This is a genomic window from Olivibacter sp. SDN3, assembly GCF_014334135.1.
Lineage (GTDB): Bacteria > Bacteroidota > Bacteroidia > Sphingobacteriales > Sphingobacteriaceae > Olivibacter.
In genome coordinates, this window is sequence record NZ_CP060497.1 from 417,044 (window position 1) to 439,481 (window position 22,438).

The 22,438-nt window shown below is 40.6% G+C and carries 14 protein-coding genes and 1 riboswitch; of the genes, 6 read left to right on the forward strand and 8 right to left on the reverse strand.

Annotation, left to right across the window (positions count from 1 at the left end; all coding sequences use genetic code 11):
- Positions 1–57: 57 nt before the first annotated feature.
- The 4 genes from H8S90_RS01945 to H8S90_RS01960 form a co-directional block, all read right to left on the reverse strand.
- Positions 58–1,620 carry a RagB/SusD family nutrient uptake outer membrane protein gene (locus H8S90_RS01945; RefSeq protein WP_187340945.1) on the reverse strand — a complete coding sequence of 521 codons (1,563 nt, stop codon included), beginning with the start codon at positions 1,618–1,620 and terminating at the stop codon, positions 58–60.
- A 12-nt stretch (positions 1,621–1,632) separates the two neighbouring features.
- Positions 1,633–4,761: a TonB-dependent receptor gene (locus tag H8S90_RS01950; protein WP_222852215.1), complete on the reverse strand. Its 3,129-nt coding sequence runs from the start codon at positions 4,759–4,761 to the stop codon at positions 1,633–1,635.
- 443 nt (positions 4,762–5,204) lie between these two features.
- Positions 5,205–6,635, reverse strand: coding sequence for an NAD(P)/FAD-dependent oxidoreductase (locus tag H8S90_RS01955; RefSeq protein WP_187340946.1), 1,431 nt, complete (start codon positions 6,633–6,635; stop codon positions 5,205–5,207).
- Between the two features lie 6 nt (positions 6,636–6,641).
- A complete protein-coding gene (locus H8S90_RS01960) occupies positions 6,642–7,883 on the reverse strand; it encodes a DoxX family protein (protein WP_187340947.1) in 1,242 nt (413 codons plus the stop codon).
- 247 nt (positions 7,884–8,130) lie between these two features.
- Positions 8,131–8,230: riboswitch (SAM riboswitch) on the forward strand.
- Positions 8,231–8,324: 94 nt separating this feature from the next.
- Here H8S90_RS01960 and metH point away from each other — a divergent pair.
- Both metH and metF read left to right on the forward strand, forming a co-directional pair.
- Entirely contained in the window at positions 8,325–12,017 is a 3,693-nt protein-coding gene (gene metH, locus H8S90_RS01965; protein ID WP_187340948.1) for a methionine synthase, read from the forward strand.
- Between the two features lie 265 nt (positions 12,018–12,282).
- Positions 12,283–13,239: a methylenetetrahydrofolate reductase [NAD(P)H] gene (gene metF / locus H8S90_RS01970; RefSeq protein ID WP_187340949.1), complete on the forward strand. Its 957-nt coding sequence runs from the start codon at positions 12,283–12,285 to the stop codon at positions 13,237–13,239.
- Between the two features lie 4 nt (positions 13,240–13,243).
- Here metF and H8S90_RS01975 read toward each other — a convergent pair whose 3' ends face one another.
- Positions 13,244–13,762, reverse strand: a complete 519-nt coding sequence (locus H8S90_RS01975) for a hypothetical protein (RefSeq protein WP_187340950.1) — start codon at positions 13,760–13,762, stop codon at positions 13,244–13,246.
- Positions 13,763–14,106: 344 nt separating this feature from the next.
- Here H8S90_RS01975 and H8S90_RS01980 point away from each other — a divergent pair, with 344 nt between their 5' ends.
- Positions 14,107–14,520: an OsmC family peroxiredoxin gene (locus tag H8S90_RS01980; protein ID WP_187340951.1), complete on the forward strand. Its 414-nt coding sequence runs from the start codon at positions 14,107–14,109 to the stop codon at positions 14,518–14,520.
- A gap of 53 nt (positions 14,521–14,573) precedes the next feature.
- Here the strand turns inward: H8S90_RS01980 and H8S90_RS01985 are convergent, their stop codons facing one another.
- The gene (locus H8S90_RS01985; RefSeq protein WP_187340952.1) at positions 14,574–15,305 is read right to left on the reverse strand and encodes a thioredoxin domain-containing protein; all 732 of its coding nucleotides are present in this window, start codon (positions 15,303–15,305) and stop codon (positions 14,574–14,576) included.
- A 147-nt stretch (positions 15,306–15,452) separates the two neighbouring features.
- Here H8S90_RS01985 and H8S90_RS01990 point away from each other — a divergent pair, with 147 nt between their 5' ends.
- Genes H8S90_RS01990 through H8S90_RS02000 form a run of 3 tightly spaced genes read left to right on the forward strand, consistent with a single transcriptional unit; the run spans position 15,453 to position 18,895 of the window.
- On the forward strand, positions 15,453–16,331 hold the full coding sequence (locus H8S90_RS01990; protein WP_187340953.1) for a DUF4835 family protein: 879 nt from the start codon (positions 15,453–15,455) through the stop codon (positions 16,329–16,331).
- A 29-nt stretch (positions 16,332–16,360) separates the two neighbouring features.
- The gene (gene recN / locus H8S90_RS01995) at positions 16,361–18,016 is read left to right on the forward strand and encodes a DNA repair protein RecN (protein ID WP_187340954.1); all 1,656 of its coding nucleotides are present in this window, start codon (positions 16,361–16,363) and stop codon (positions 18,014–18,016) included.
- 60 nt (positions 18,017–18,076) lie between these two features.
- Entirely contained in the window at positions 18,077–18,895 is an 819-nt protein-coding gene (locus H8S90_RS02000; protein WP_187340955.1) for an enoyl-ACP reductase, read from the forward strand.
- A gap of 148 nt (positions 18,896–19,043) precedes the next feature.
- On the opposite strand, the gene H8S90_RS02005 is transcribed toward H8S90_RS02000, so the two are convergent.
- Together H8S90_RS02005 and H8S90_RS02010 are read right to left on the reverse strand one after the other, a co-directional pair.
- Positions 19,044–19,469: a hypothetical protein gene (locus H8S90_RS02005; RefSeq protein WP_187340956.1), complete on the reverse strand. Its 426-nt coding sequence runs from the start codon at positions 19,467–19,469 to the stop codon at positions 19,044–19,046.
- A gap of 273 nt (positions 19,470–19,742) precedes the next feature.
- Complete coding sequence (locus H8S90_RS02010; protein ID WP_187340957.1) at positions 19,743–22,337, reverse strand: ATP-dependent Clp protease ATP-binding subunit; 2,595 nt, start codon at positions 22,335–22,337, stop codon at positions 19,743–19,745.
- Between the last annotated feature and the right edge of the window lie 101 nt (positions 22,338–22,438).

Consider the following 22,438-nt stretch of genomic DNA (forward strand, 5'->3'; position numbering starts at 1 on the left):
GTTTCTTATCAAGGTTTAAAATCATTTTATTCATATAGCCTGTATACTTTTGCTTTCTTAATTCCACTCCGGGTTTTGCTCCAACAGATGATTATTGTCTATTTCCGATTGCGGTATAGGGTATAAATAATGCTTATCGGCAGCATTGGTCTTGCCAACTTTATGCAGATTTCTAACTAAAACACCGCTCCCCGAAGCATCTTTCTGTCTAATCAGGTCAAACCAGCGCTGATATTCAAATGTCAGTTCAAGCCGTCTGTCGAAATAGACCGAATCCCGAAATTGATCTTTTGTAAGACCTGCAGTGAGATCTGGTAGTCCGGCCCTATTTCTCACGCGATTTAATGAACGGTAGGCCTTTGGTGTCGGGCCGTTTAATTCATTTTCCGCCTCTGCATGGATCAACAATAAATCGGCGTATCTTATAATAGCTACATTTGCAGCAGATTCGCTGGTTACAGCTAATGAATTGGGATCCCATAGTTTATTGAAAAATGGTGTAGAATCCTGCGGAACGGCAGGATTATTTATAGGTAGACCGTACTGCTGATTGTTGGTCGGACTGTTAAAATGAGTAACGAAAGTAACGTACTTACGCTTATCTTGTGGTGAAAACAATTTAAATATACTAAAATAGTTGTCTTCACCCTCCCTATAGAAACGCACCATATGTGCATAAGTCCCTCTTAAACCTGGTATTCCACCTAAGATAGCCCGTAGCATCTCACTATTTCCCTGATTAAGGGAATTAGACTTGAACTGTGCAGAAAAAATATGTTCTACACCATTTTTATGTGCCGGTAAAAAAACTTCCGCATAGTTCTCGATCAAGTCATAACCATATTCACCACTACCACCATCCTGTGGAGAAAGCGCCTCTTCTGCCGTACGGACAGCGTCTTCATAGTGCAACTGGATATTTAATGGTAGGGAAGCTTTGGTGAGATACACTTTCGCTAACAGCGCTTTAGCTGCTCCCGCAGTCGCTCTACCTACGTCTGGCGAAGAATAAGATGGCGGCAAAACGTCGGCAGCTTCTTTCAAATCGGTTTCGATCTGCGTATAAACTTCAGCGGCGGTTGATTTGGCAACAGCATAATCATTTGCATCTATGAACTCCTGATTTTCAATAATTAAGGGCACACCACCGTATAGTCGAACCAAATTGAAATAATATAGCGCGCGTAAAAACTTCGCCTCTCCGAGCAGCCGGTTTTTCAGCTGTTCATCGAATTCAATCTCTGGAATTTTCTCCAGTGCTACATTCGCTTTTTTTATCGCGGCATAATGTTGCTGCCAAATTTCATAAACCCGTAGATTTGTGGAAGAGTGCGCTAACACAGAAAGTGAGCGAACGTCCGGATTCGTCGCTCCCGGCCCGGGATCTTCATCGTCTCCCGCCATATTCATCCCTGTATTGAATAAGGTATTATAAGGCGTTTGCAAACCGCCCGCATTCAGAAGAAAATACACGGCATTCACAGCATTTACTGCATCCTCCTGTGTATTATAAAATTGATTATCCGAAATGATCGCCGCAGGTTCTTCTTCCAAAAACTTTTTGCAAGAAACAAGGCAAAAAAGGGATAGTATAATTAAGAGATTATTAACAGATTTCATAGTTTAAAATTGTTATAATGCAAGTTGAACACCTAGTTGAAAAGATTTATTGTTGGGATAGATACCGTTATCTATACCCCTATTAATCAGCGACTGCTCACTGGAGCTTACTTCCGGATCAAAACCGGTATAATTAGTTAGTGTCCAAGCATTTTGTGCAGAAACATATATACGAAGACTTTCTAAGCCACTTTTACCAAGAAAGCTTTTTGGCAAAGTATAGCCTAAGGCAATATTCTTTAAGCGCAGATAGGAAGCGCTTTCTATAAAACGATCAGAAATAGTGATCGCGGGATCCTGAAAAGCTGCTTTTACTTCCGTATCCGTATTTGTTGGCGTCCATCGATCCAACATTACCCGGGACGCATTTACGTAACCTGTACCGAGCTCAAGATTGGCGCGGTTTGCATTATAGATTTTCCCTCCTGCCTGTCCTTGAAAGAAAACAGAGAGATCAAAGCCCTTGTATGAAAAAGTGTTTGTTAGACCCGCAACTAAACCCGGTTGATTGGAAACGACCACCCTGTCGCCAGCCTGCGTGATCTGTCCATCGCCATTGATATCTCGATATTTTTGCCCGCCTGGACTTCTATTCTGTTGCGGAGTGAGTGGCACATCCCCTTCCTGGATAATTCCATCCGTTTGATATACGATGAACGAACCCAAAGGATAACCGACCTTGGCAATAGAAGGCTCAGAAATTGTTGGTATAATCTGATCAACCCCTTCACCCAAATCCAAAATCTTATTGGTATTTCTCGATACCATCGCGATGGTCTTCCAGCTGAAAGGGCCTGTCAGGTTATTTGAATTAACATATAACTCAATACCCTGATTGGAAACCGCACCAATATTTTGATAGATGGTAGCAGCCTGCCCTCCCCCGTGTTCGGCGAGCCCAGAACTACCCGGAACGGTCCTGCTCAATAACAGGTCGGTAGTCTTTTTATAATAATAATCAGCTACGATACTAATTCTGTTATCAAAGAGACCGATATCGATTCCACCGTCAAACTGAAAGGTTTTCTCCCAACCTAGATTAGGATTTACCACAGTTATCGGAGCAAAGCCGTGCACAGTGGTATTTGAAAAGTTGTATCTAAAGTAGTCTAACCGAGCTAACGATTGATAAGAAGGGATGTTCTGGTTCCCAGTGGTTCCCGCACTTAAACGCAACTTAAGCTGACTAATGTTTTTAACATTAAAAAAGTCTTCATTATTAACGTTCCATCCAAAAGCAGCCGATGGGAAATAACCCCACTTATTTCCGGCCCCAAATCTCGAAGATCCATCTGAACGGAAAGTTAACGTCAATAAATAACGATCATCATAAGCATAGTTTACACGCCCAAGGAATGAAGCAAGCGACCAGTCATTGGCATCGGAACGAGGAATTCTATTCGTTACCCCAGTAGCTAAATTATTAAAACTGAAGGCATCAGTAGCGAAACCTGCTGCTTCAGCGACAGCGCCTTCACTCTTGGATTGCTGCGCAGTAAACCCTACTATCGCATTAATTCGATTTTTATCGTTAATCGTTTTATCATAACTCAACGTATTTTCGTTTAACCAATTCGAGGTAAACAAAGAACCCACCTGCGCTAAACCATCTAAATCCAAACCTTCGGACGTTGTTTTCGGCAAGTAGCGGTTTTGTTTATTGTCGAGAATATCCACTCCCAATAATACTTTCGCCTTTAGTCCGGTTATAATTTCATATTCTCCAGAAACGCTACCCAAAAGACGATTGATTTTTGACTCGTTAAGTTGATTATATAAAGAATTGATTGGGTTCTGCAAAGTAGATTCAAACGGACTGTTGATTACAAAAGAGCCATCATCCTGATAAACCGGTAAAGCAGGAGGGGTTAACAACAGGTTCCCCACGACAGCAGTTGGCGCGATATCGGCTTTTGACCCGCTCGCTGCCAGGTTAGCCGTCAATTTCAAGCGATCATTATAATCGTGAAGTACATTAATTCTACCAGAAATCCGGTTAAATCCTGTATTCTGCAAAATTCCTTCCTGATTGAAATAGTTACCGGAAATGGCCAATCGGGTACGCTCGCCTCCAGACAGGATAGAAAGGTTATGGTTCTGTATGGGTGCTTGCCTAAATGCCGCAGCCTGCCAATCTGTTCCTACACCACTGGTATCCAGCGAATATCCAATAGGCGTTGGTAATGTAGCCGTTCTACCCGAATTTGCTGCCGCATCTTTACGCAACTGCCACCATTCTCCAGCATTTAGTAAAGGGATAGTTCGCACAACTTCTTGATAACCATAGAAACCATCGTAGTTGATAGAGGATTGATTTCTTGAGCCACTCTTTGTTGTGATGATTACCACTCCGTTTGCACCCCTCGAACCGTAAATTGCCGTTGCTGAGGCATCTTTTAATACATCGATAGACTCGATATCAGAAGTATTAATGGTTGATAATGGATTAATTTTTGAACCTGTGTTCACACCTGCATCATTCGAAGAGTAATCGTTATCTATTGGAAAACCATCGATTACATAGAGCGGATCACTCCCGGCAGTAATCGAATTATTCCCTCTTATCTGAACACTTACACCACCACCAGGTTGACCGGAAGTCTGCGTTACAGACACACCAGGAACGGATCCTTGTAACAAACGCTCTGCCGAAGCAACAGGCTGAGCTTTCACCTCAGCAGGTACCGTCGCTATTGCTCCAGTTAAATCGCCCCTTCTTTGTGTACCGTAACCAACTACCACCACATCTTCTAATTGATTAAAATCTGGTTCTAAAGCAATCTCGACAGGACTGCCGTTGACAACTACATTGGCAGTCTTATATCCAACGTAATGAACAATCAAGGTATAGGGAAACTTCTGCCCCGTTATAAATTTAAATTTTCCATCTCCATCGGTACCAGCTTTATGCGTAGTTCCTTCGATATCTACAGTTGCTCCAGCGAGTGGCTCCCCCGTACCTGCATCAACAACCTTTCCATCTAACGTGGAGTTAATCAGTGGCTTCGTTTGCCCAAAAGACATGTGACCTAGGCTCATAAACCAAAGCCAGAACAAAACTGTATAAAAATTTCTCCATCGCTTTTTTTCCATAAAGGGATAGGATGCCTTAAAAGACAAATAGTTGTTAAAATTGATCATTATAAATAAAATGTAAATGCAAATGATACGAGGCCACGTAATCGATAGTGCGTGACAGTATCTATTTATTTAGCTCCTAAAAACAGTGTCTTTATATGGTTTTAAAGACGCAATAAGTATGTTACCAGGTGAGGTCATTGTTTAGCAACAACAGCGGTTGCGCATCATCGCATATAACATCGATGAATAAGTTCTTGAAGGTCGACATGATAATAAATCGAAGTGATCTTTCAGGTGATTTGCTGTTAGGTTGGCTTTAATCTGTTTCATCGTTTTAACATCGAATACGTTAATAATTTAATCTACTATTTTAGTAGACATTTCAATCATACAAATATAGCGCTACAACAAACAGATCGTTAGGACTAAAATATTCATAAAATAGCTATAAAATATTCGTAAAAACCGATTATAAGTAAAAAATTAAGCTATCTCTACTATTATTAATGCTTTTTAAAAAGATCTTTTAAAACGCGATGAGCAGCATGGTAACCGCACATACCGTGTACTCCACCTCCCGGTGGGGTTGATGAGGAGCATATATATATGCCCTTTACAGAAGTTTTGTAAGGAGATCCAAACAACGCAGGTCTCGTAAATAACTGTGTTATATCCATTGCCCCTCCGTTAATATCTCCACCAACATAGTTTGGATTGTAAGCGGCAAACTGCTGCGCATTCATTGTCTTTTTCGATATGATATTATCTATAAACCCAGGAGCAAAACGTTCGATCTGCCGTTCAATCTGCTTGTTCATATCTTTTGTCGAACCATGCGGAACATGACAATACGCCCACACAATTTGTTTTCCTTCCTTTGTTCTTTTGGTATCAAATAAACTTTGCTGCGCTAAAAGTACGAAAGGTTTTTCCGGATGTCTCCCATGCCACGTCTGATACTCTGCTTCAGCTATTTCTGAAAAAGTATTCCCTATATGTACTGTGCCTGCATTTAAACATATTTCTGAACGGAAAGGTACCGGCCCTTCTAGCACCCAATCCATTTTAAACACTCCCATGCCGTAGCGATATCGCTGCAATTGTTTTTGGTACCAATTTGAAAACTTATGTCCGGCTATCTCGAGTAATTGTTTTGGGCCTATGTCGAAAAGCAAGGCTTTAGCGGCTGGTAATTTTTGCAGGGAGTCTACGTGGTAATTGGTCTTGATTTCACCTCCCAATGATTTAAAATAAGAGGCTAATGCATTAGCTATACTTTGTGAGCCGCCTTCAGGAATAGGCCACCCTGCAGTATGGCCAGCCAGTAGCAATACCAGAGCAACCGCAGAAGTGCCGGCGTAGCTTAATGGCAGCATGGCATGTCCTGCCATACCCGCCCATAATGCTTTTAATTTTTCGGTTTTAAAGTTTCGGGCAGTATAACTTGCCGAAGGGAGCGCTTTATATCCAAAACGCATCATATCCAAAGGCATCTTCGGTATATGTAACGGTGCCAATACATCTTCGATGAGCGCGGGCCATGATTGGGAAAGGCTACCAAGGAAGCGCATATACCTGCCTTCATCCACGCCCAACTGAACCGCAGTGGCCCTTAAAGAAGGAAAGAGCCCCACACTATCTCCTCCATCCATAGGATGAGCAGCTAATACGGAAGGATGGATAAAATTAAGTCCATGTTCTTCCAGGGCTAGAGATTTAAAAAAAGGCGATTGTAAAGCCATGGGATGAATAGCCGAACAAACATCGAGTGTATAACCAGGTAGTAATTGTTGAGAAGAACGGAGCCCTCCTCCTATCGTTTCCTTTCCTTCAATCAGCAATACATCCAGCCCTTTTTGCTGCAACACAATAGCGGCGGCCAAACCATTTGGACCCGAACCAACTACAACCGCGTCATATTTATCTTTCAGCATTTTGGACTACCTGTTGTAAGGATATTCATTTATCCAACGAAACCCTCTATTCATCAATCGGAAGGTGTTTAACTCTCTTCTTTTTAAGCGGATCAGTAAACTATCTCCTTTGATATGACCTCGCAATATAAGATAATTATTATCCGTTTCATATGTCAAGCGGCCTTTATATGTACTATCGGTGTAAGGATAAAGGTCGATCGCCTTATTAAGTGTATCCGTAGTAAAACTGTAATATTTCAGGGAATCATTCATCATTTTTAAGGTAGCATTCCTATCCCATTCAATCACTAAATTTCTCCAACGTCCTGTATCGGTAATTAACGGGGGAATAGTATCTCCGTTTTTAATCATCAACTCCGCATCATACAAGCCATATAATGCAGGTTTCTTGCGCTGATCACCGTATGCCTCCATTCCCCTTATGCCAATGAGCATAATACCATTGTAAAACAAATAACCAATAAATAGGCTTTTGAGTACAATTCGTGAAATTTCCATCCATTTACTTTTGAAATATACTATATGTGGCTTTGCCGCTGTAAACCTATTAAGTACAAAGAAATCAAGCAATCTTTTGAAATCTCCTGCCAGCAGGAAAACACTCATTAAAAAAAGTGTTATCGAAAAAAGCTTCACCGGTACATCAAAAAACAAATTAATAGCGACAATATTTAGCGTTACAATAGCTGTTAATATAGCACCCAAAACTGCGCTTTTCCTAAAAAGCAGGAAGAAACCCGCCACTATTTCTGCTGCGCCGGTAAAAAAACTAAACCCTTTGGAGAAGCCGACATATGCCCAAGCCAACCCCATAGGCGATTTGTCGCCTAATGGTTGAATGAGTTGACTTAAATTAGGATACGACATTTGCAGATGAAAAACCTTATAAAAACCGTATACAAACATATTCAAGGCCAAAAAGTAACGAACCAATACTCCAATCCAATAGTAAAATCTATCGTAACTTCGCTCTCTTCTATCGATTATACTCCATATAAACGTTATCATTAATGCTAAGGATACATAGAGAAGCATCGTCACATAATCATAGGTCGTGTCACCACTCCCATTGGTAAATATGGTAATAGTTCTTTTTAATTGCAGTATATAGGAGCCAAACCATGGTACGATTATTTTAAAAAGACCAGCAATGAAACCACCCAAAATATAAATTAAAAAAAAGGAGCCAAAAAAACGGAACAGTATCCTTTGACCGAGCGTCCAGTTCTTAGCAGTATATTCCATAACGCTGTATCATCATTTAGGTAAACCAATTTAACATAAGCAATATAGCATATTTACATACAAGCCTCCATACGGTTTAACAAAAAAAACAACAAAACATAGACTCGAAAACACCAAATAACTTTCTTGTTTAAAAAGTCGTCATAGAAAATCTTAACCGTTTTGAAGAATAAGGAAGCAAACAAACCTTAAAGGGGTATAAATAAATTCCATTTGATAATCACCAAATTAATAACGACATTTGCAATGCTTATTGAGAAAGACGGAGGGATTAGACCCTGCGAAGTCTTAGCAACCTGTGCTTACAAGGTGCTGCATTCTACCCAAATAGAAGGGAAAGATAAGCAAAAGTCAATTTTCTAGACTTTCTCTCAATGCAAGCAACATTTAAAAATAACAGAAGACCTGGTATCAACAATCCAGCACGAGATATAGTGCAGTATGAATATTAGAGAAGAACTGAACAAGCGTATTTTAATTATTGACGGTGCGATGGGCACCATGATTCAGCCTTACGAGCTGAGTGAAGACGATTTTCGTGGCGATCGATTTAATGATCATCCTTGTGAAGTTAAAGGCAATAATGATCTTTTGAATATTACCCAGCCAGCCATTATAAAAGATATCCACAGAGCCTACTTAACGGCTGGTGCAGACATCATAGAAACCAACACCTTTAGTTCGCAGGTGATCTCCATGGCCGACTATCAAATGGAATCAATAGTTTATGAACTCAACTATGAAGGGGCAAGGCTTGCAAAAGAAGCTACCATAGAATACACAAAACTTACACCCGAAAAGCCCCGTTTTGTTGCCGGCGCTATAGGGCCTACTAATCGAACAGCCTCTCTTTCTCCAGATGTAAACGACCCCGGATATCGTGCAGTAACCTTCGACAACCTAGTAGATGCTTATTATGAGCAGGTAAGGGGTTTAATAGATGGCGGTGCTGATGTGTTGCTAATTGAAACTATCTTCGACACGCTGAATGCTAAAGCGGCCATTTTTTCTATCATCAAATATGAAAATGAGTTAAAGGCATCTGGTAAAGGTAACGCCCCAATAGATATTATGATATCTGGCACCATTACAGATGCGAGCGGACGAACACTGTCCGGACAAACCGTTGAAGCTTTTCTAAACTCAATAAACCATGGAAACATTCTTAGCATTGGATTAAACTGCGCCTTGGGGGCCAAGGAAATGCGTCCGCATATTGAAGAGCTGGCCCAAAAAGCGGGGTGCTATGTTTCTGCTTACCCCAACGCCGGCTTACCAAATGAGTTTGGAGGATACGATGAGCAACCTCATGAAACGGCCCATCTCATAGAAGATTTTATACAGAACGGTTTTGTCAACATTGCCGGAGGATGTTGTGGCACAACCCCCGAGCATATCAGTTGTATTGTAGCAAAAGCGGCAAAAGCGACACCCAGAAAGGTTCCTAAACCCGAACCTTTTCTTCGATTGAGTGGACTTGAACCCATAACCTATTCATCGGAAAGCGTTTTTATGAACATTGGTGAACGTACAAACGTTACGGGTTCCCCAAAGTTTGCTAAGCTTATCCTTAATGGTGACTTTGAAGCCGCTCTTTCCGTTGCGCGTCAGCAAGTAGAAGGAGGAGCGCAGGTTATCGACGTCAATATGGATGAGGGAATGCTTGATTCAGAAGAGGCAATGGTACGCTTCCTTAACCTTATTGCTTCCGAACCAGACATTGCCAAACTTCCTATCATGGTCGACTCATCCAAATGGAGTGTCATTGAGGCCGGACTCAAATGCTTGCAGGGCAAAGGTATTGTTAACTCTATTTCTCTCAAAGAAGGCGAACAGCTTTTCAAAGAACGTGCACAAACGATTATGCGCTATGGTGCTGCTGTAGTCGTAATGGCCTTTGACGAAGAAGGACAGGCCGATTCTTATGAAAGACGAATCGAAATCTGTAAACGCTCTTATGATATCCTAGTGAACGGCATAGGCTTTCCTCCACAGGACATCATCTTTGATCCTAATATTTTAACGGTTGCAACCGGTCTGGAAGAACACAACAATTATGCGGTTGACTTTATCAATGCCACACGATGGATCAAAGAAAACCTCCCATTGGCGAAAGTAAGTGGAGGTGTTAGTAACATCTCTTTTTCCTTCAGAGGAAACAATGTGGTCCGTGAAGCTATGCATTCAGCCTTTCTATTCCATGCTATTAAGGCTGGCTTAGATATGGGAATTGTAAACGCTGGTATGTTGGAGGTATATGAGGAAATTGATCCTACCCTACTCAGCTATGTCGAAGATGTACTACTTAATCGACGGGAAGACGCGACAGAACGTCTGGTAGATTTTGCTGAAACGGTAAAAAGCAAGGGTAAAACAGAAGTAAAAAGTGCTGAATGGCGTAATACTTCTGTTGAAGGACGCCTATCGCATGCGTTGGTAAAAGGTATTATTGATTACCTTGATGACGACGTGGAAGAGGCGCGCCTGGCCTATGCACAACCATTAGAAGTCATTGAAGGTCCTTTAATGGACGGAATGAATATTGTTGGCGACCTGTTCGGCGAGGGTAAAATGTTTTTACCTCAAGTGGTTAAATCTGCCCGGGTAATGAAGAAGGCAGTGGCCTACTTATTACCATTCATTGAAGCGGAGAAGGCAAAAAACCCCTCTTCCGGAGACCGAAAAAATGCTGGCAAAATATTAATGGCAACGGTTAAAGGGGATGTACACGATATCGGGAAAAACATTGTTGGTGTCGTATTGGCGTGCAACAATTTCGAAGTCATCGATTTGGGAGTTATGGTACCTAGCCAGAAAATATTGGACGAAGCCAAAACACAGCAGGTGGATATCATTGGCTTAAGCGGACTCATTACACCTTCATTAGACGAGATGGTACACGTAGCAAAGGAGGCAGAAAGGCAAGGATTCGATATACCGATTATGATCGGCGGCGCAACAACTTCCCGTATACACGCGGCAGTAAAAATAGCCCCTAACTACTCCAATACCATCGTACATGTCTTAGATGCCTCACGTAGCGTAACGGTTGCCAGTAACTTGATGAATAACGATACACGGGCAGCCTATGCGGCCAACATACGGGCTGAATATGATAAAGCTAGAGAAAACCATTTAAAAAAACGCTCGGAGAAAAGGTTGTTGAGTATTAATGATGCGCGAAAACATCACTACAAAATAGATTGGAGTAACTACCAAGCACCAAAACCCGCGTTTTTAGGCACTAAAGTTTTCGACAGCTTCCCTTTAGAAGATTTGCTCCCTTATATTGATTGGACACCTTTCTTCCATACCTGGGAATTAAAGGGTAGTTATCCCCGCATCCTTACGGATAAAACTTTCGGCATAGAAGCCACAAAGCTTTTTAATGATGCTAAAAACCTATTGGATAAAATAGTTAGTGAAAATTTGCTTACTGCTAAAGGAGTTATAGGCTTTTGGCCTGCAAATACCGTAGGTGATGATATCATTTTGTTTGAAGATGATACCCGTCAGCAGGTACTAACCACCATTCATACCCTGCGACAACAAGCCGAGAAAGCGAAAGGTCAACCTTACTACGCTTTATCGGATTTCATTGCTCCCAAAGCGAGTAGAATTGCTGATTACTGGGGTGGGTTTGCTGTTACCACCGGAATCGGGTGTGATGAATTAGTGGCCGAGTATGAAAAAAAATATGATGATTATAACAGTATTATGGTAAAAGCATTGGCCGACCGCTTAGCAGAGGCCTTTGCCGAAAAAATGCATGAGCTGGTCCGGAAAGAGTATTGGGGATACGCTGCTGACGAATACCTGACGAATGAGGATCTTATAAAAGAGCAGTATGCCGGAATCAGGCCTGCCCCGGGATATCCTGCCTGCCCCGAGCATACTGAAAAAATTACGCTTTTTAATTTGCTGGAAGCAGAGCAAAACACAAGTATATATTTAACAGAGAGCTTAGCTATGCATCCTACAGCTGCCGTTAGTGGCTTTTATTTTTCCCACCCGGAATCCCGTTATTTTGGTGTGGGAAAAATAGGCAAAGATCAGGTAGAAGATTATGCCATACGTAAAAATGAATCTCTGGAAGTAATAGAAAAATGGTTGGGGCCAAATTTAGGCTATTAGTAAGGTATAAATACAGGCAGTTTAAGGCTTATTCGATCATCTAATGTGACTAAAACAAATTTAAACAAATATTAAAGATAGAGCTATTGCAATCAGATGCTTGATAACCGAGCGCTGACACCTAATATTAAAATGAAACCATCATGATTTTCAAAATCACACAGCTGAATGGATAGACGAGCTTGTGAGCTATTGAACACCAAACAGCTAAGTACTTGTAAAAAATCATGACAACTTCATCACCTTTGCATACAAATTTATACGGATGAAAATTACAGAACATATTGCTAGCGCCAAAGGCAAACCTCTTTTTTCCTTTGAGTTGCTTCCTCCTATCAAAGGGCAAAGCATCCAGGGTATTTTTAACACGATTGACCCATTAATGGAATTCAACCCTCCCTTTATAGACGTAACCTACCTTAGGGAAGATTATATCTATAAACAACATCCCAGCGGGTTACTGGAAAAAGTCGCATATCGAAAACGTCCAAGTACCGTAGCAACTTGTGCGGCAATTATGAACAGATATAAAGTGGATGCCGTACCACACTTAATATGTGGAGGGTTTACTAAGGAGGAAACGGAAAACGCATTGATTGACCTGCAATTTCTAGGTATCGATAATGTGTTGGTTCTACGAGGTGATGCGCGGAAAAGCGACAGTACATTTATCCCGACACCCGGAGGGCACGCTTATGCCACTGAATTATTAGAGCATGTGGTAAATATGAATAATGGTGTTTACCTACATGATATGATGGAGGGCTCCGAAAAAACAGATTTTTGCATTGGCGTGGCTGGTTATCCTGAAAAACACTTTGAGTCTCCAAATTTAGAGACAGATTTTAAATACCTCAAACGTAAAGTTGAACTTGGCGCTAATTTTATCGTCACACAGATGTTCTTCGACAATAACAAATACAGAATATTTGTGGAAAAGTGCAAAAAGCATGGTATCAACGTACCCATCATTCCAGGTCTTAAACCAATCACCACCAGAAAACAACTGGTAAGTTTACCAAAAGTATTTCATCTTGATATCCCATTGGAATTAAGTGAAGCGATTGAAGCATGCAAAAATCCCAAAGATGTAAAAGAAGTGGGTATTGAATGGATGATTCATCAATGTAAGGAATTAATAAAACTAGGGGCACCCGTTCTCCATTTTTACACTATGGGTAACCCGGAGCCTACTAAACGTATTATTCAGGGGGTATTTTAGCCCCCTACTCCTTTATTCTTTCCTTTCCATAATAGGCAATCACTTTATATTCATCATTTATTTTGCCAAATATAAAGGCAAAATAATCGTCACCAACACTGCTCCCTTCCGAGAATTGACAATACAGCTCCAACAACGAACTCTTGTCGTCTATCAGTTTCCCCAATCTTTTGTAGTAATCGCCGCTGGCCTCAACATCGATCTGCTGTATGCGTTCCACTTCCATTGTTGGTACCAAACGCTGTACATCCTGGTGAAATATAACATCCGAGTATTTTTCAAATTGTTCAGCATTGATTAAACCGTCTGCTTTTTCCTCGTCGGTAAAATGGTTCAATTCGTCAATCCAATAAATAGTCTGTAAAGGGTAATGCATCATTTCTTTCAACGCGTCAATATTCTTAATCGTCACGTTTTCCTGGAAATCGCGGTAAAACTGCTTAAACTTTTTATCTATTTTTTGAGCAAAAACATTTGTTGCACATAAAGACATCAGCCCTATACCAACAAAACATTTTCTCATAAAAGCAAATGTTAACATCTAATACTCCTTTTTTAAAACGTACGCCCCTCTACCTAATTATAGGCTTAGACCTTTCGATCATCCTTCTTACGCTATCAACCGAAACAAAAGCCACAAGGTAATTGTTCTCTTCTAATATTACAAAACATTAGTTAATTGAACATATAAATCAGGTATGCTTAAAATAAGCAAAAGCTCTTCCATATTGACGATTGAACAGCACTTACGCGTTCATTGACACCTTAGAACAACGCAAAACAGCAATAAAGACAGAACCCACTTAATTGAACTGGTTCATGAGTACATTGATTGGAGTATACATAAAAACGAATAAACATATACAGATGAAAAGAAAAGCGACTGCCATATGGCAAGGATCAGGAAAAGAAGGACAAGGAAAACTATCTACTGAAAGTGAAGTTTTACAAGAAACCCAATATTCCTACAAAACACGTTTTGAAGACGGAAAAGGCACCAACCCAGAAGAACTTGTTGCAGCAGCACATGCTGGTTGTTTCACCATGAAGCTTGCCTTTAATATTGATGCAGCTGGTTTCAAAGCCGACAGTCTGGAAACTACTTGCAGCATTGAACTCAAAGATGGTTCCATCACCACATCTTCGTTAACAGTGAAAGCAAAGGTGCCGAGCATTCAGAAAACAAAGTTCGACGAGCTGGTTACCGATGCAGAAAAGAACTGTCCGATTTCCAAATTGCTTAACACTAATATTACCGTTGATGCACACTTAGAAAACTGAGGTCTTAATTAAAAAATCTAACGATGGGTCTTGACAATTTCAGCAACCTATCGTTAGATTGCATCAATCACTGTTTTCAAATCTTCCTCCTCTTGAAAGCCCGTTAATTCCCGAACCAATTTGTCTCCTTTATATACATGAAATAACGGAATACCTTCTATCTTTAACGTTTCTGAAAGTAGCGTCGCTTCGTCTACATTTATTCTATATATAAAGACCTTATCTTTATAATCTTTGGCCAGTTTCTCCAGTGTAGGTTCCATTTCCTTACAAGGAACACACCAATCGGCATAGAAATCCACCAACGTAATTTTATTCTTACGGAGTACGTTGTGAAGGTCATCCATCGTCACACGATCTGCCGTTTTCTCGATATTTCCTCCTTCAATAGGTAAATTTTTATTTTTCCAAGCCATGATACCACCCTTCAGGTCATATACCTGTGTAAAGCCCATGCCGGCCAACTCTTCAGCAGTTGCATTACTTCTTCCGCCACCAAGACAATACACGAAGACAGGTGCGTTTCTATCTAAGTCACTTATTCTTTCTTTAAAATCATTACTGTTATAATTGATATTCTTTGCTCCTGCCAAATGCCCTTGAGCAAATTCTTCCTCCGTACGCACATCAATAAGTTGTCCATTCTGTGCATATGTAGCTAACTCTTCCTGAAAAGCCTCCGCTTTCAATATTTTATGCGCACCGCCACGCTTCCCACAACCTGCGAGTAAAAACAGAACAGCCATTAGCATGATTGCCTTGCATCCAATTAGTTGATTCTTCATCTGCTATATTATCTTACCTTTACAAAGGTAACAATTGAAATTTAGATCTTCTGCTTTTATGTTCTTTCTGACTGTTTTGTTACTACTAATTCGCTATTTTATTATGTACCTTTGGTTACATAATAAAATAGCCATGTTTTTGCTACTATGATAAAAAGACTGTTGCTTTTATTCACCATCTGTGTGGTGTTTTCAGGAGAAGTTTCTGCTCAGGAACTTCAAGCGCGTGTACAGATTCTCTCACCTCAAGTACAGGCTACCAACAAACGTGCATTAGCAATGTTGCAATTGGCTATGACCGATTTTCTAAATAACAAACAGTGGAGTAAACATAATGTGCACCCTGAAGAACGCATAGACTGTAATTTCGTCGTAACCATTAAAGAATGGGACGGAAGCTCAAATTTTAAGGCGGAAGCTCAAATAATATCTACCAGACCGATTTATAACAGCCCCATCTTAACACTTTCAGATCGAGATTTTGATTTTAATTATACAGCAGGTGAACCACTCGATTTTTCCGATCAGCAATATTTAAGTAACTTAACCTCGCTATTGGCCTATTATGCCTATTTGATAATTGGGCTAGACGCCGATACCTTCAGCCTAAATGGAGGGGCCTCTTTCTATCAGTCGGCACAAAACGTTCTTAACAATGCACAAAATTCGAATTTTACCGGTTGGAAATCCATTGAGGGTTTTAGTAACCGCTTTTGGCTTATCAGTAATATGCACGATAGCAACTATCAATCGCTTCATAATTTTGCATATCGATACCATATACAAGTCTTAGATAAAATGGCAGACAATCAGCAGCTTCCTCGTAAAGAAATATTAAATTTGTTGCCGTTGTTAACACAGGTAGATCGTATGGCACAGGGAGCGCTGTATAATCAACTATTTTATACCGCAAAGGCTGAAGAACTCATTGGCATCATCAGTGGACTACCGAGCCCCGAGCGCGTGAAAGCAATAAACTTATTATCAGCGGCAGACCCCGCTAATATTAACAAATACGAAAATTAAGAAGCCTTTAACCGACTATTTCAAACACTATGCTGAGTCGATTATCCATACGAAACTACGCACTGATAGACAAGCTCGATATCCAACCCTCCAATGGTCTTAATATATTAACAGGAGAAACCGGAGCGGGAAAATCAATTATACTTGGAGCTTTGTCACTTATTCTTGGTCAAAGAGCCGAAAGTAAATATTTCTACAAACAAGACCAAAAATGTATCATCGAAGGTTTTTTTCATATCAATGATTACCACCTAAAACCATTTTTCGAAGAGCAAGATCTCGATTACGAAGAAGAGACGATTTTACGTAGGGAAATCAGTGCCGACGGAAAATCCCGGGCATTTATCAACGACAGCCCTGTTAATTTAGCGATCTTGAAATCTCTAGGCGAGCGGTTAATTGATATCCACTCACAGCATGCTACCCTGGAAATCAACAATGAAAATTTTCAGTTATTGACCTTGGATAGCGTCGCTAACAACAACTCTCTTCTTAACCGTTATCAAGAGATCTTTAAACGTTATAAGCAAGTTGACCACACCTTAAAAAGTCTGTTAGAGGACGTAAAGCAAGCTCAAACGGAGGCCGACTATCACCGGTTTTTGTATGAGGAGCTTTCAACAGCTAACTTATCCGCTGATGAACAAGAAGCTTTAGAGCAAGAACAAAACCAGCTCAGCCATGCCGAGGAAATTAAACGCGCACTACTTGCCGCAAAATATTTGTTTACTGAACAAGAACAACCGATCATCCCGAATTTAAAAGAAGCTCTTCAGCACGTACAGCAGGCCGCACAATATATACCCGACTTAAATGAACTAACCCAGCGTCTTGATAGTACCTTTATAGAAATTAAAGATATTGCAGAAGAAATTGAGCGGACGGAGCAAGGCGTACTATTCGATGAAAGCCGTTTATCCGAAGTAAATGATCGCTTGAGTTTTATTTACCAATTACAGCAAAAACACCACGTAAATACGGTAGAGGAATTGTTAGCCATACAACAGGATTTAGAAAACAAGTTGGCCAAGCTCTCCTCAAATGATGAGGAGGTGACAGCACTCCAGCACCAACTCGAAGCGTTAAAAAAAGAAAGTGATGATCTTGCAACTGAGCTAAGTGTGGCAAGACAGCGTATTATCCCGATCGTTCAGCAAGAAATCATCCATATTCTGAAGGATGTGGGTATACCCAACAGCACCTTAAATATCGAATTAACACGAACCGATCACTTGCGCCCATCAGGAATCGATACCGTTCGTTTTCTTTTCAGTGCAAATAAGGGACAGCAGCCCCAGCCCCTAAACAAAGTAGCATCGGGAGGTGAACTATCTCGATTAATGCTTGCCATCAAATCACTTATCGCAAAAACATCTGCATTACCCACTATTATTTTTGACGAGATTGATACCGGTATTTCAGGTGAAGTTGCATTAAGAGTTGGAAATGTCATGGAAGAAATGGCGAAAAATATGCAGGTGATCGCTATTTCGCATCTACCGCAAATTGCCTCCAAGGGAGAGACCCATTATCAAGTTTATAAAGCGGACGACCAAGATAAAACACGTACCAACATGCGTAAATTAAACGCAGATGAACGTATATTTGAAATTGCCCAAATGCTCAGCGGTAGCATCCCGGGCGAGGCGGCAATTCAACATGCAAAAGAGTTATTGGCCGGATAATTAAAAAAAATGTATTTTTACCGCCTTAAACTAGTATATAATAAAAAAAAACAAATTGACATGGCATATAACCTATTAAAAGGGAAAAGAGGAATTATATCTGGTGCATTAAATTCCAGCTCCATTGCTTGGAAAGTTGCTGAGAAAGCACATGAAGAAGGTGCTACTTTCGTCTTAACGAACGCGCCTATTGCGATGCGCATGGGTGAATTGAACGGATTAGCAAAACAAACAGGATCAGAAATCATTCCGGCAGATGCTACCAGTGTTGATGATCTCACCAATCTTTTCACCAAATCACAGGAAATCTTAGGTGGAAAAATAGACTTTGTACTGCACTCTATCGGTATGAGCGTGAATGTCCGTAAGAATATCCCTTATACAGAAGCCAATTACGATTATTTCCAAAAGGGTATGGATGTTTCTGCCCTATCCTTTCATAAAATGTTAAGTGTCGCTAAAAAGCTGGACGCCATAAACGAGTGGGGCAGCGTAGTGGCATTAACTTATGCTGCTGCTCAACGCACCTATTCTTTCTATAATGATATGGCCGATATCAAAGCGGCTTTGGAATCCATTGCCCGTAGCTTCGGATACCACTATGGTGTAGCGAAAAAAGTACGCGTTAATACAGTTTCGCAGTCACCCACCAAAACTACTGCCGGAACAGGTATTAAAGGTTTTGGCGACTTCTTTGACTTTGCCGATGCCATGTCTCCATTAGGCAATGCCTCTGCTGAACAGTGTGCTGACTATTGCATTACCTTGTTCTCTGATCTTACCCGCATGGTAACCATGCAGAACCTATACCACGATGGTGGCTACTCTTCAACTGGTGTTACCAGTGCAGTGTTGGAGAAAATGGGAATAGATTCTTAATTTTCACTTACTTATATAACAAAAAAGCACAACGGATGACCTCCGTTGTGCTTTTTTGCCTCATTATTGTTAAAGTTTAAAGCCCTAAACCTTATTTATTTGACCGATTTAAGCATATTTGTTTATAAAGAGAAATCAACCTAATAACTTAATCAATGTAATCTGAGTCCGAGAGCACTATTTTGACGACAATAGATGTTCCGGGAGGTTGCAATTCAATTTCTGGATCAATAATAGGATCTTCAACTTTTAATGTTACAAAACCAACGGTATAATTTACGGAATATGCGTAACCATTATATGTCGCAGGTAAAATTTCATAACTCTGTTCATTATCTATACTAATTGCTACGCTTACATTTCCTTGCTCTAAATAATATCTTTCTAATTCTGGAAGGTTAATATCGTGAAGTAATGTTAAACCGTCTTCAGAATATTGCCATTCATTACTATTTACTGTGTAAATAAATGTTCTATTCGGCATTATAGCTGTTTCAACCACTTCTGTTTTCCTACACCCGCTAAATCCCGCTAAACCCACTAGGGCAATCATTAAAAATAAATACTTCTTCATTCGATAAGGTTTAATTTCTTTAAATATACTATTTCTTCTTTATTACTAAATATTATCACAAATAATGATTAGAGCGTCCGCGCCCCAAAAGGTTTAAGCAAGAATCGCTCCATATTTTTATTTATTACCTTTCTACAATACTTGAGCGCATAAAAGCGAATCTTTGTAAAGTGACGGCCATCTAATAAAAAAATAGCGCGCTTTACAAAACAAAAAAGCGTCGTTAATATTAACGACGCTTTTTTTCATCTGAAGATCACAGCAGGACATCCTTTATCCTTCTTTTTCGCTCTCATCCTTCTCATCCTCCTCTTCACTCTCCTTTTGCTCTTCTTCAGCAATATCAGTTGGCTTCGTCGTGGCTTTCTTCACATTATTAGCGCCATTCACCACCACCTCCTCTTTTTCCTTATCGTAATCAATTTCGAGAATAGCTCCATCTGCTAGATCACCCTTCAGAATTTCTTCGGCTATTGGATCTTCCAAATATTTCTGAATCGCTCGTTTTAACGGACGTGCACCAAAATTACTATCAAATCCCTTTTCGGCAATAAACTCTTTGGCTTTTTCCGTCAAGCTAACCTCATAACCCAACCCTTGGATACGTGTAAATAGCGATCTCAATTCGATATCGATAATCTGGAAAATTTCTCCCTTTCCTAACGAATTGAAAACGATCACATCATCCACACGATTTAAGAACTCCGGCGCAAAAGCACGCTTCAATGCATTTTCAATCACACTACGAGAGTGCGAATCTGCTTGAGTAGCTTTAGCGGCAGTAGTAAAACCAACTCCCTGTCCGAAATCCTTTAGCTGGCGGGCACCGATATTAGAAGTCATAATCACTATGGTATTTCTAAAGTCTACCCTTCTACCTAAGCTATCCGTCAATTGCCCTTCATCCAATACCTGCAATAGCAAATTGAAAACATCCGGATGTGCTTTTTCAATTTCATCCAATAGTACTACCGAATAAGGTTTTCTACGGACTTTCTCCGTCAGCTGCCCTCCCTCTTCATAACCTACATATCCCGGAGGCGCGCCCACTAAACGGGAAACCGCAAATTTCTCCATGTATTCGCTCATGTCTATCTGTATCAGCGAATCCTCACTGTCAAACATAAAGCGGGCCAGTTCTTTGGCAAGTTCCGTTTTACCAACTCCTGTCGGCCCCAAGAAGATGAATGAACCGATCGGTTTCTTTGGGTCTTTCAAGCCGGCGCGTGTACGCTGTATAGCCTTCACCAATTTTTTCACCGCTTCGTCCTGACCAATAATCCTTCCTTTCATCGAGTCGGCCATACCCAAAAGCTTTTGGCTATCCGTTTGCCCTACACGCTGTACCGGAATACCGGTCATCATGGAAACAACCTGCGCAACATCATCTTCAGAAACTGTATAACGTTTCGTTTTAGTTTCTGCCTCCCATGCCTGTTTTTCACGGTCAAGCTCTTCCAATAACTTTTTCTCGGTATCTCGTAGTTTTGCGGCCTCTTCGTATTTTTGGCTACGCACTACTTTATTCTTTTCCACCTTGATATCTTCGATTTTTTCTTCGATATCAATAATGCTCTGCGGTACATGAATATTAGTTAAATGCACCCTAGATCCTGCTTCGTCCAAGGCATCTATTGCTTTGTCAGGCAAAAATCTGTCCGTAATATAACGCGTAGTTAAGCTCACACAAGACTCAATGGCTTCCGGCGTAAACGTTACTGCGTGGTGCTCCTCATACTTATCTTTTATTCTGTTGAGAATTTCAATAGTTTCCTCATGTGTAGCCGGCTCAATCATCACTTTTTGGAAACGACGATCCAGGGCACCATCCTTTTCAATATATTGACGGTACTCATCTAATGTTGTCGCACCAATACATTGGATTTCTCCGCGAGCCAATGCAGGTTTAAACATATTCGAAGCATCTAATGACCCTGATGCTCCACCCGCTCCAACAATGGTGTGAATCTCATCGATAAATAAAATGACATCTGGCGATTTTTCCAGTTCATTCATTACCGCCTTCATACGTTCTTCAAATTGACCGCGATATTTTGTTCCAGCAACCAAAGAGGCTAAATCAAGCGTAACTACCCTTTTATTAAAGAGAACTCTTGAAACCTTACGCTGTACGATACGTAAAGCTAAGCCTTCAGCAATTGCGGATTTACCTACTCCCGGTTCTCCGATTAAAATGGGATTATTCTTTTTTCGACGTGACAATATCTGAGATACGCGTTCAATCTCTTTTTCACGCCCAACAATCGGGTCTAAGCGACCTTCTTCGGCAGCTTTCGTCAAATCCCTACCGAAATTATCCAATACCGGAGTCTTAGATTTGATATCGGATACTTTTTTGGGTTGACTAAAACTATCTTCGTCCCGATAATCATCATCTCCAGCTGTCGAACCAGAGGCCTGATCAGTAATCTCCGTCTTATTCTGCTCCACTTCAGCCTTGAAAACATCATAATTAATATGAAACTGCTGTAGTATCTGTGAGGCGATATTGTCCTCATCACGCAAAATAGAGAGCAAAAGATGCTCGGTACCTATAATTTCGCTCTTAAATATTTTCGCTTCCAGGTAGGTGATTTTCAATACTTTTTCCGCTTGTTTTGTCAACGGAATGTTTCCCAGATTTGCGGTGGTAGATGATGTTCCCTTAACCGCATCTTCAATCGATCTGCGTAAACGGGCAGTATCCACTCCTACATGCTTTAATATTTTGATTGCCAAACCATCCCCCTCGCGGATCAGGCCAAGCAAAAGGTGCTCAGTGCCGATATAATCGTGTCCAAGTCGAAGCGCTTCTTCCCTGCTATAGGAAATAACGTCTTTTACGCGTGGCGAGAATTTTGCTTCCATGAATGTATTACCTTTCTTTTAATGCGCTAAATGTATAAATATATTAATTAAACATCCAGTGCTTTTTGTAACTTTTATCAACAACTACGCCATTTATCGTC

Coding starts and splice junctions, on each gene's coding strand:
- H8S90_RS01960 (WP_187340947.1), bottom strand. CDS start 7,883: ATGGAATATACTGCTAAGAACTGGACGCTCGGTCAAAGGATACTGTTC.
- H8S90_RS02000 (WP_187340955.1), top strand. CDS start 18,077: ATGGCATATAACCTATTAAAAGGGAAAAGAGGAATTATATCTGGTGCA.
- H8S90_RS02005 (WP_187340956.1), bottom strand. CDS start 19,469: ATGAAGAAGTATTTATTTTTAATGATTGCCCTAGTGGGTTTAGCGGGA.
- metH (WP_187340948.1), top strand. CDS start 8,325: ATGAATATTAGAGAAGAACTGAACAAGCGTATTTTAATTATTGACGGT.
- H8S90_RS01980 (WP_187340951.1), top strand. CDS start 14,107: ATGAAAAGAAAAGCGACTGCCATATGGCAAGGATCAGGAAAAGAAGGA.
- H8S90_RS01975 (WP_187340950.1), bottom strand. CDS start 13,762: ATGAGAAAATGTTTTGTTGGTATAGGGCTGATGTCTTTATGTGCAACA.
- H8S90_RS01955 (WP_187340946.1), bottom strand. CDS start 6,635: ATGCTGAAAGATAAATATGACGCGGTTGTAGTTGGTTCGGGTCCAAAT.
- recN (WP_187340954.1), top strand. CDS start 16,361: ATGCTGAGTCGATTATCCATACGAAACTACGCACTGATAGACAAGCTC.
- H8S90_RS01990 (WP_187340953.1), top strand. CDS start 15,453: ATGATAAAAAGACTGTTGCTTTTATTCACCATCTGTGTGGTGTTTTCA.
- metF (WP_187340949.1), top strand. CDS start 12,283: ATGAAAATTACAGAACATATTGCTAGCGCCAAAGGCAAACCTCTTTTT.
- H8S90_RS01945 (WP_187340945.1), bottom strand. CDS start 1,620: ATGAAATCTGTTAATAATCTCTTAATTATACTATCCCTTTTTTGCCTT.
- H8S90_RS01985 (WP_187340952.1), bottom strand. CDS start 15,305: ATGAAGAATCAACTAATTGGATGCAAGGCAATCATGCTAATGGCTGTT.
- H8S90_RS02010 (WP_187340957.1), bottom strand. CDS start 22,337: ATGGAAGCAAAATTCTCGCCACGCGTAAAAGACGTTATTTCCTATAGC.
- H8S90_RS01950 (WP_222852215.1), bottom strand. CDS start 4,761: ATGATCAATTTTAACAACTATTTGTCTTTTAAGGCATCCTATCCCTTT.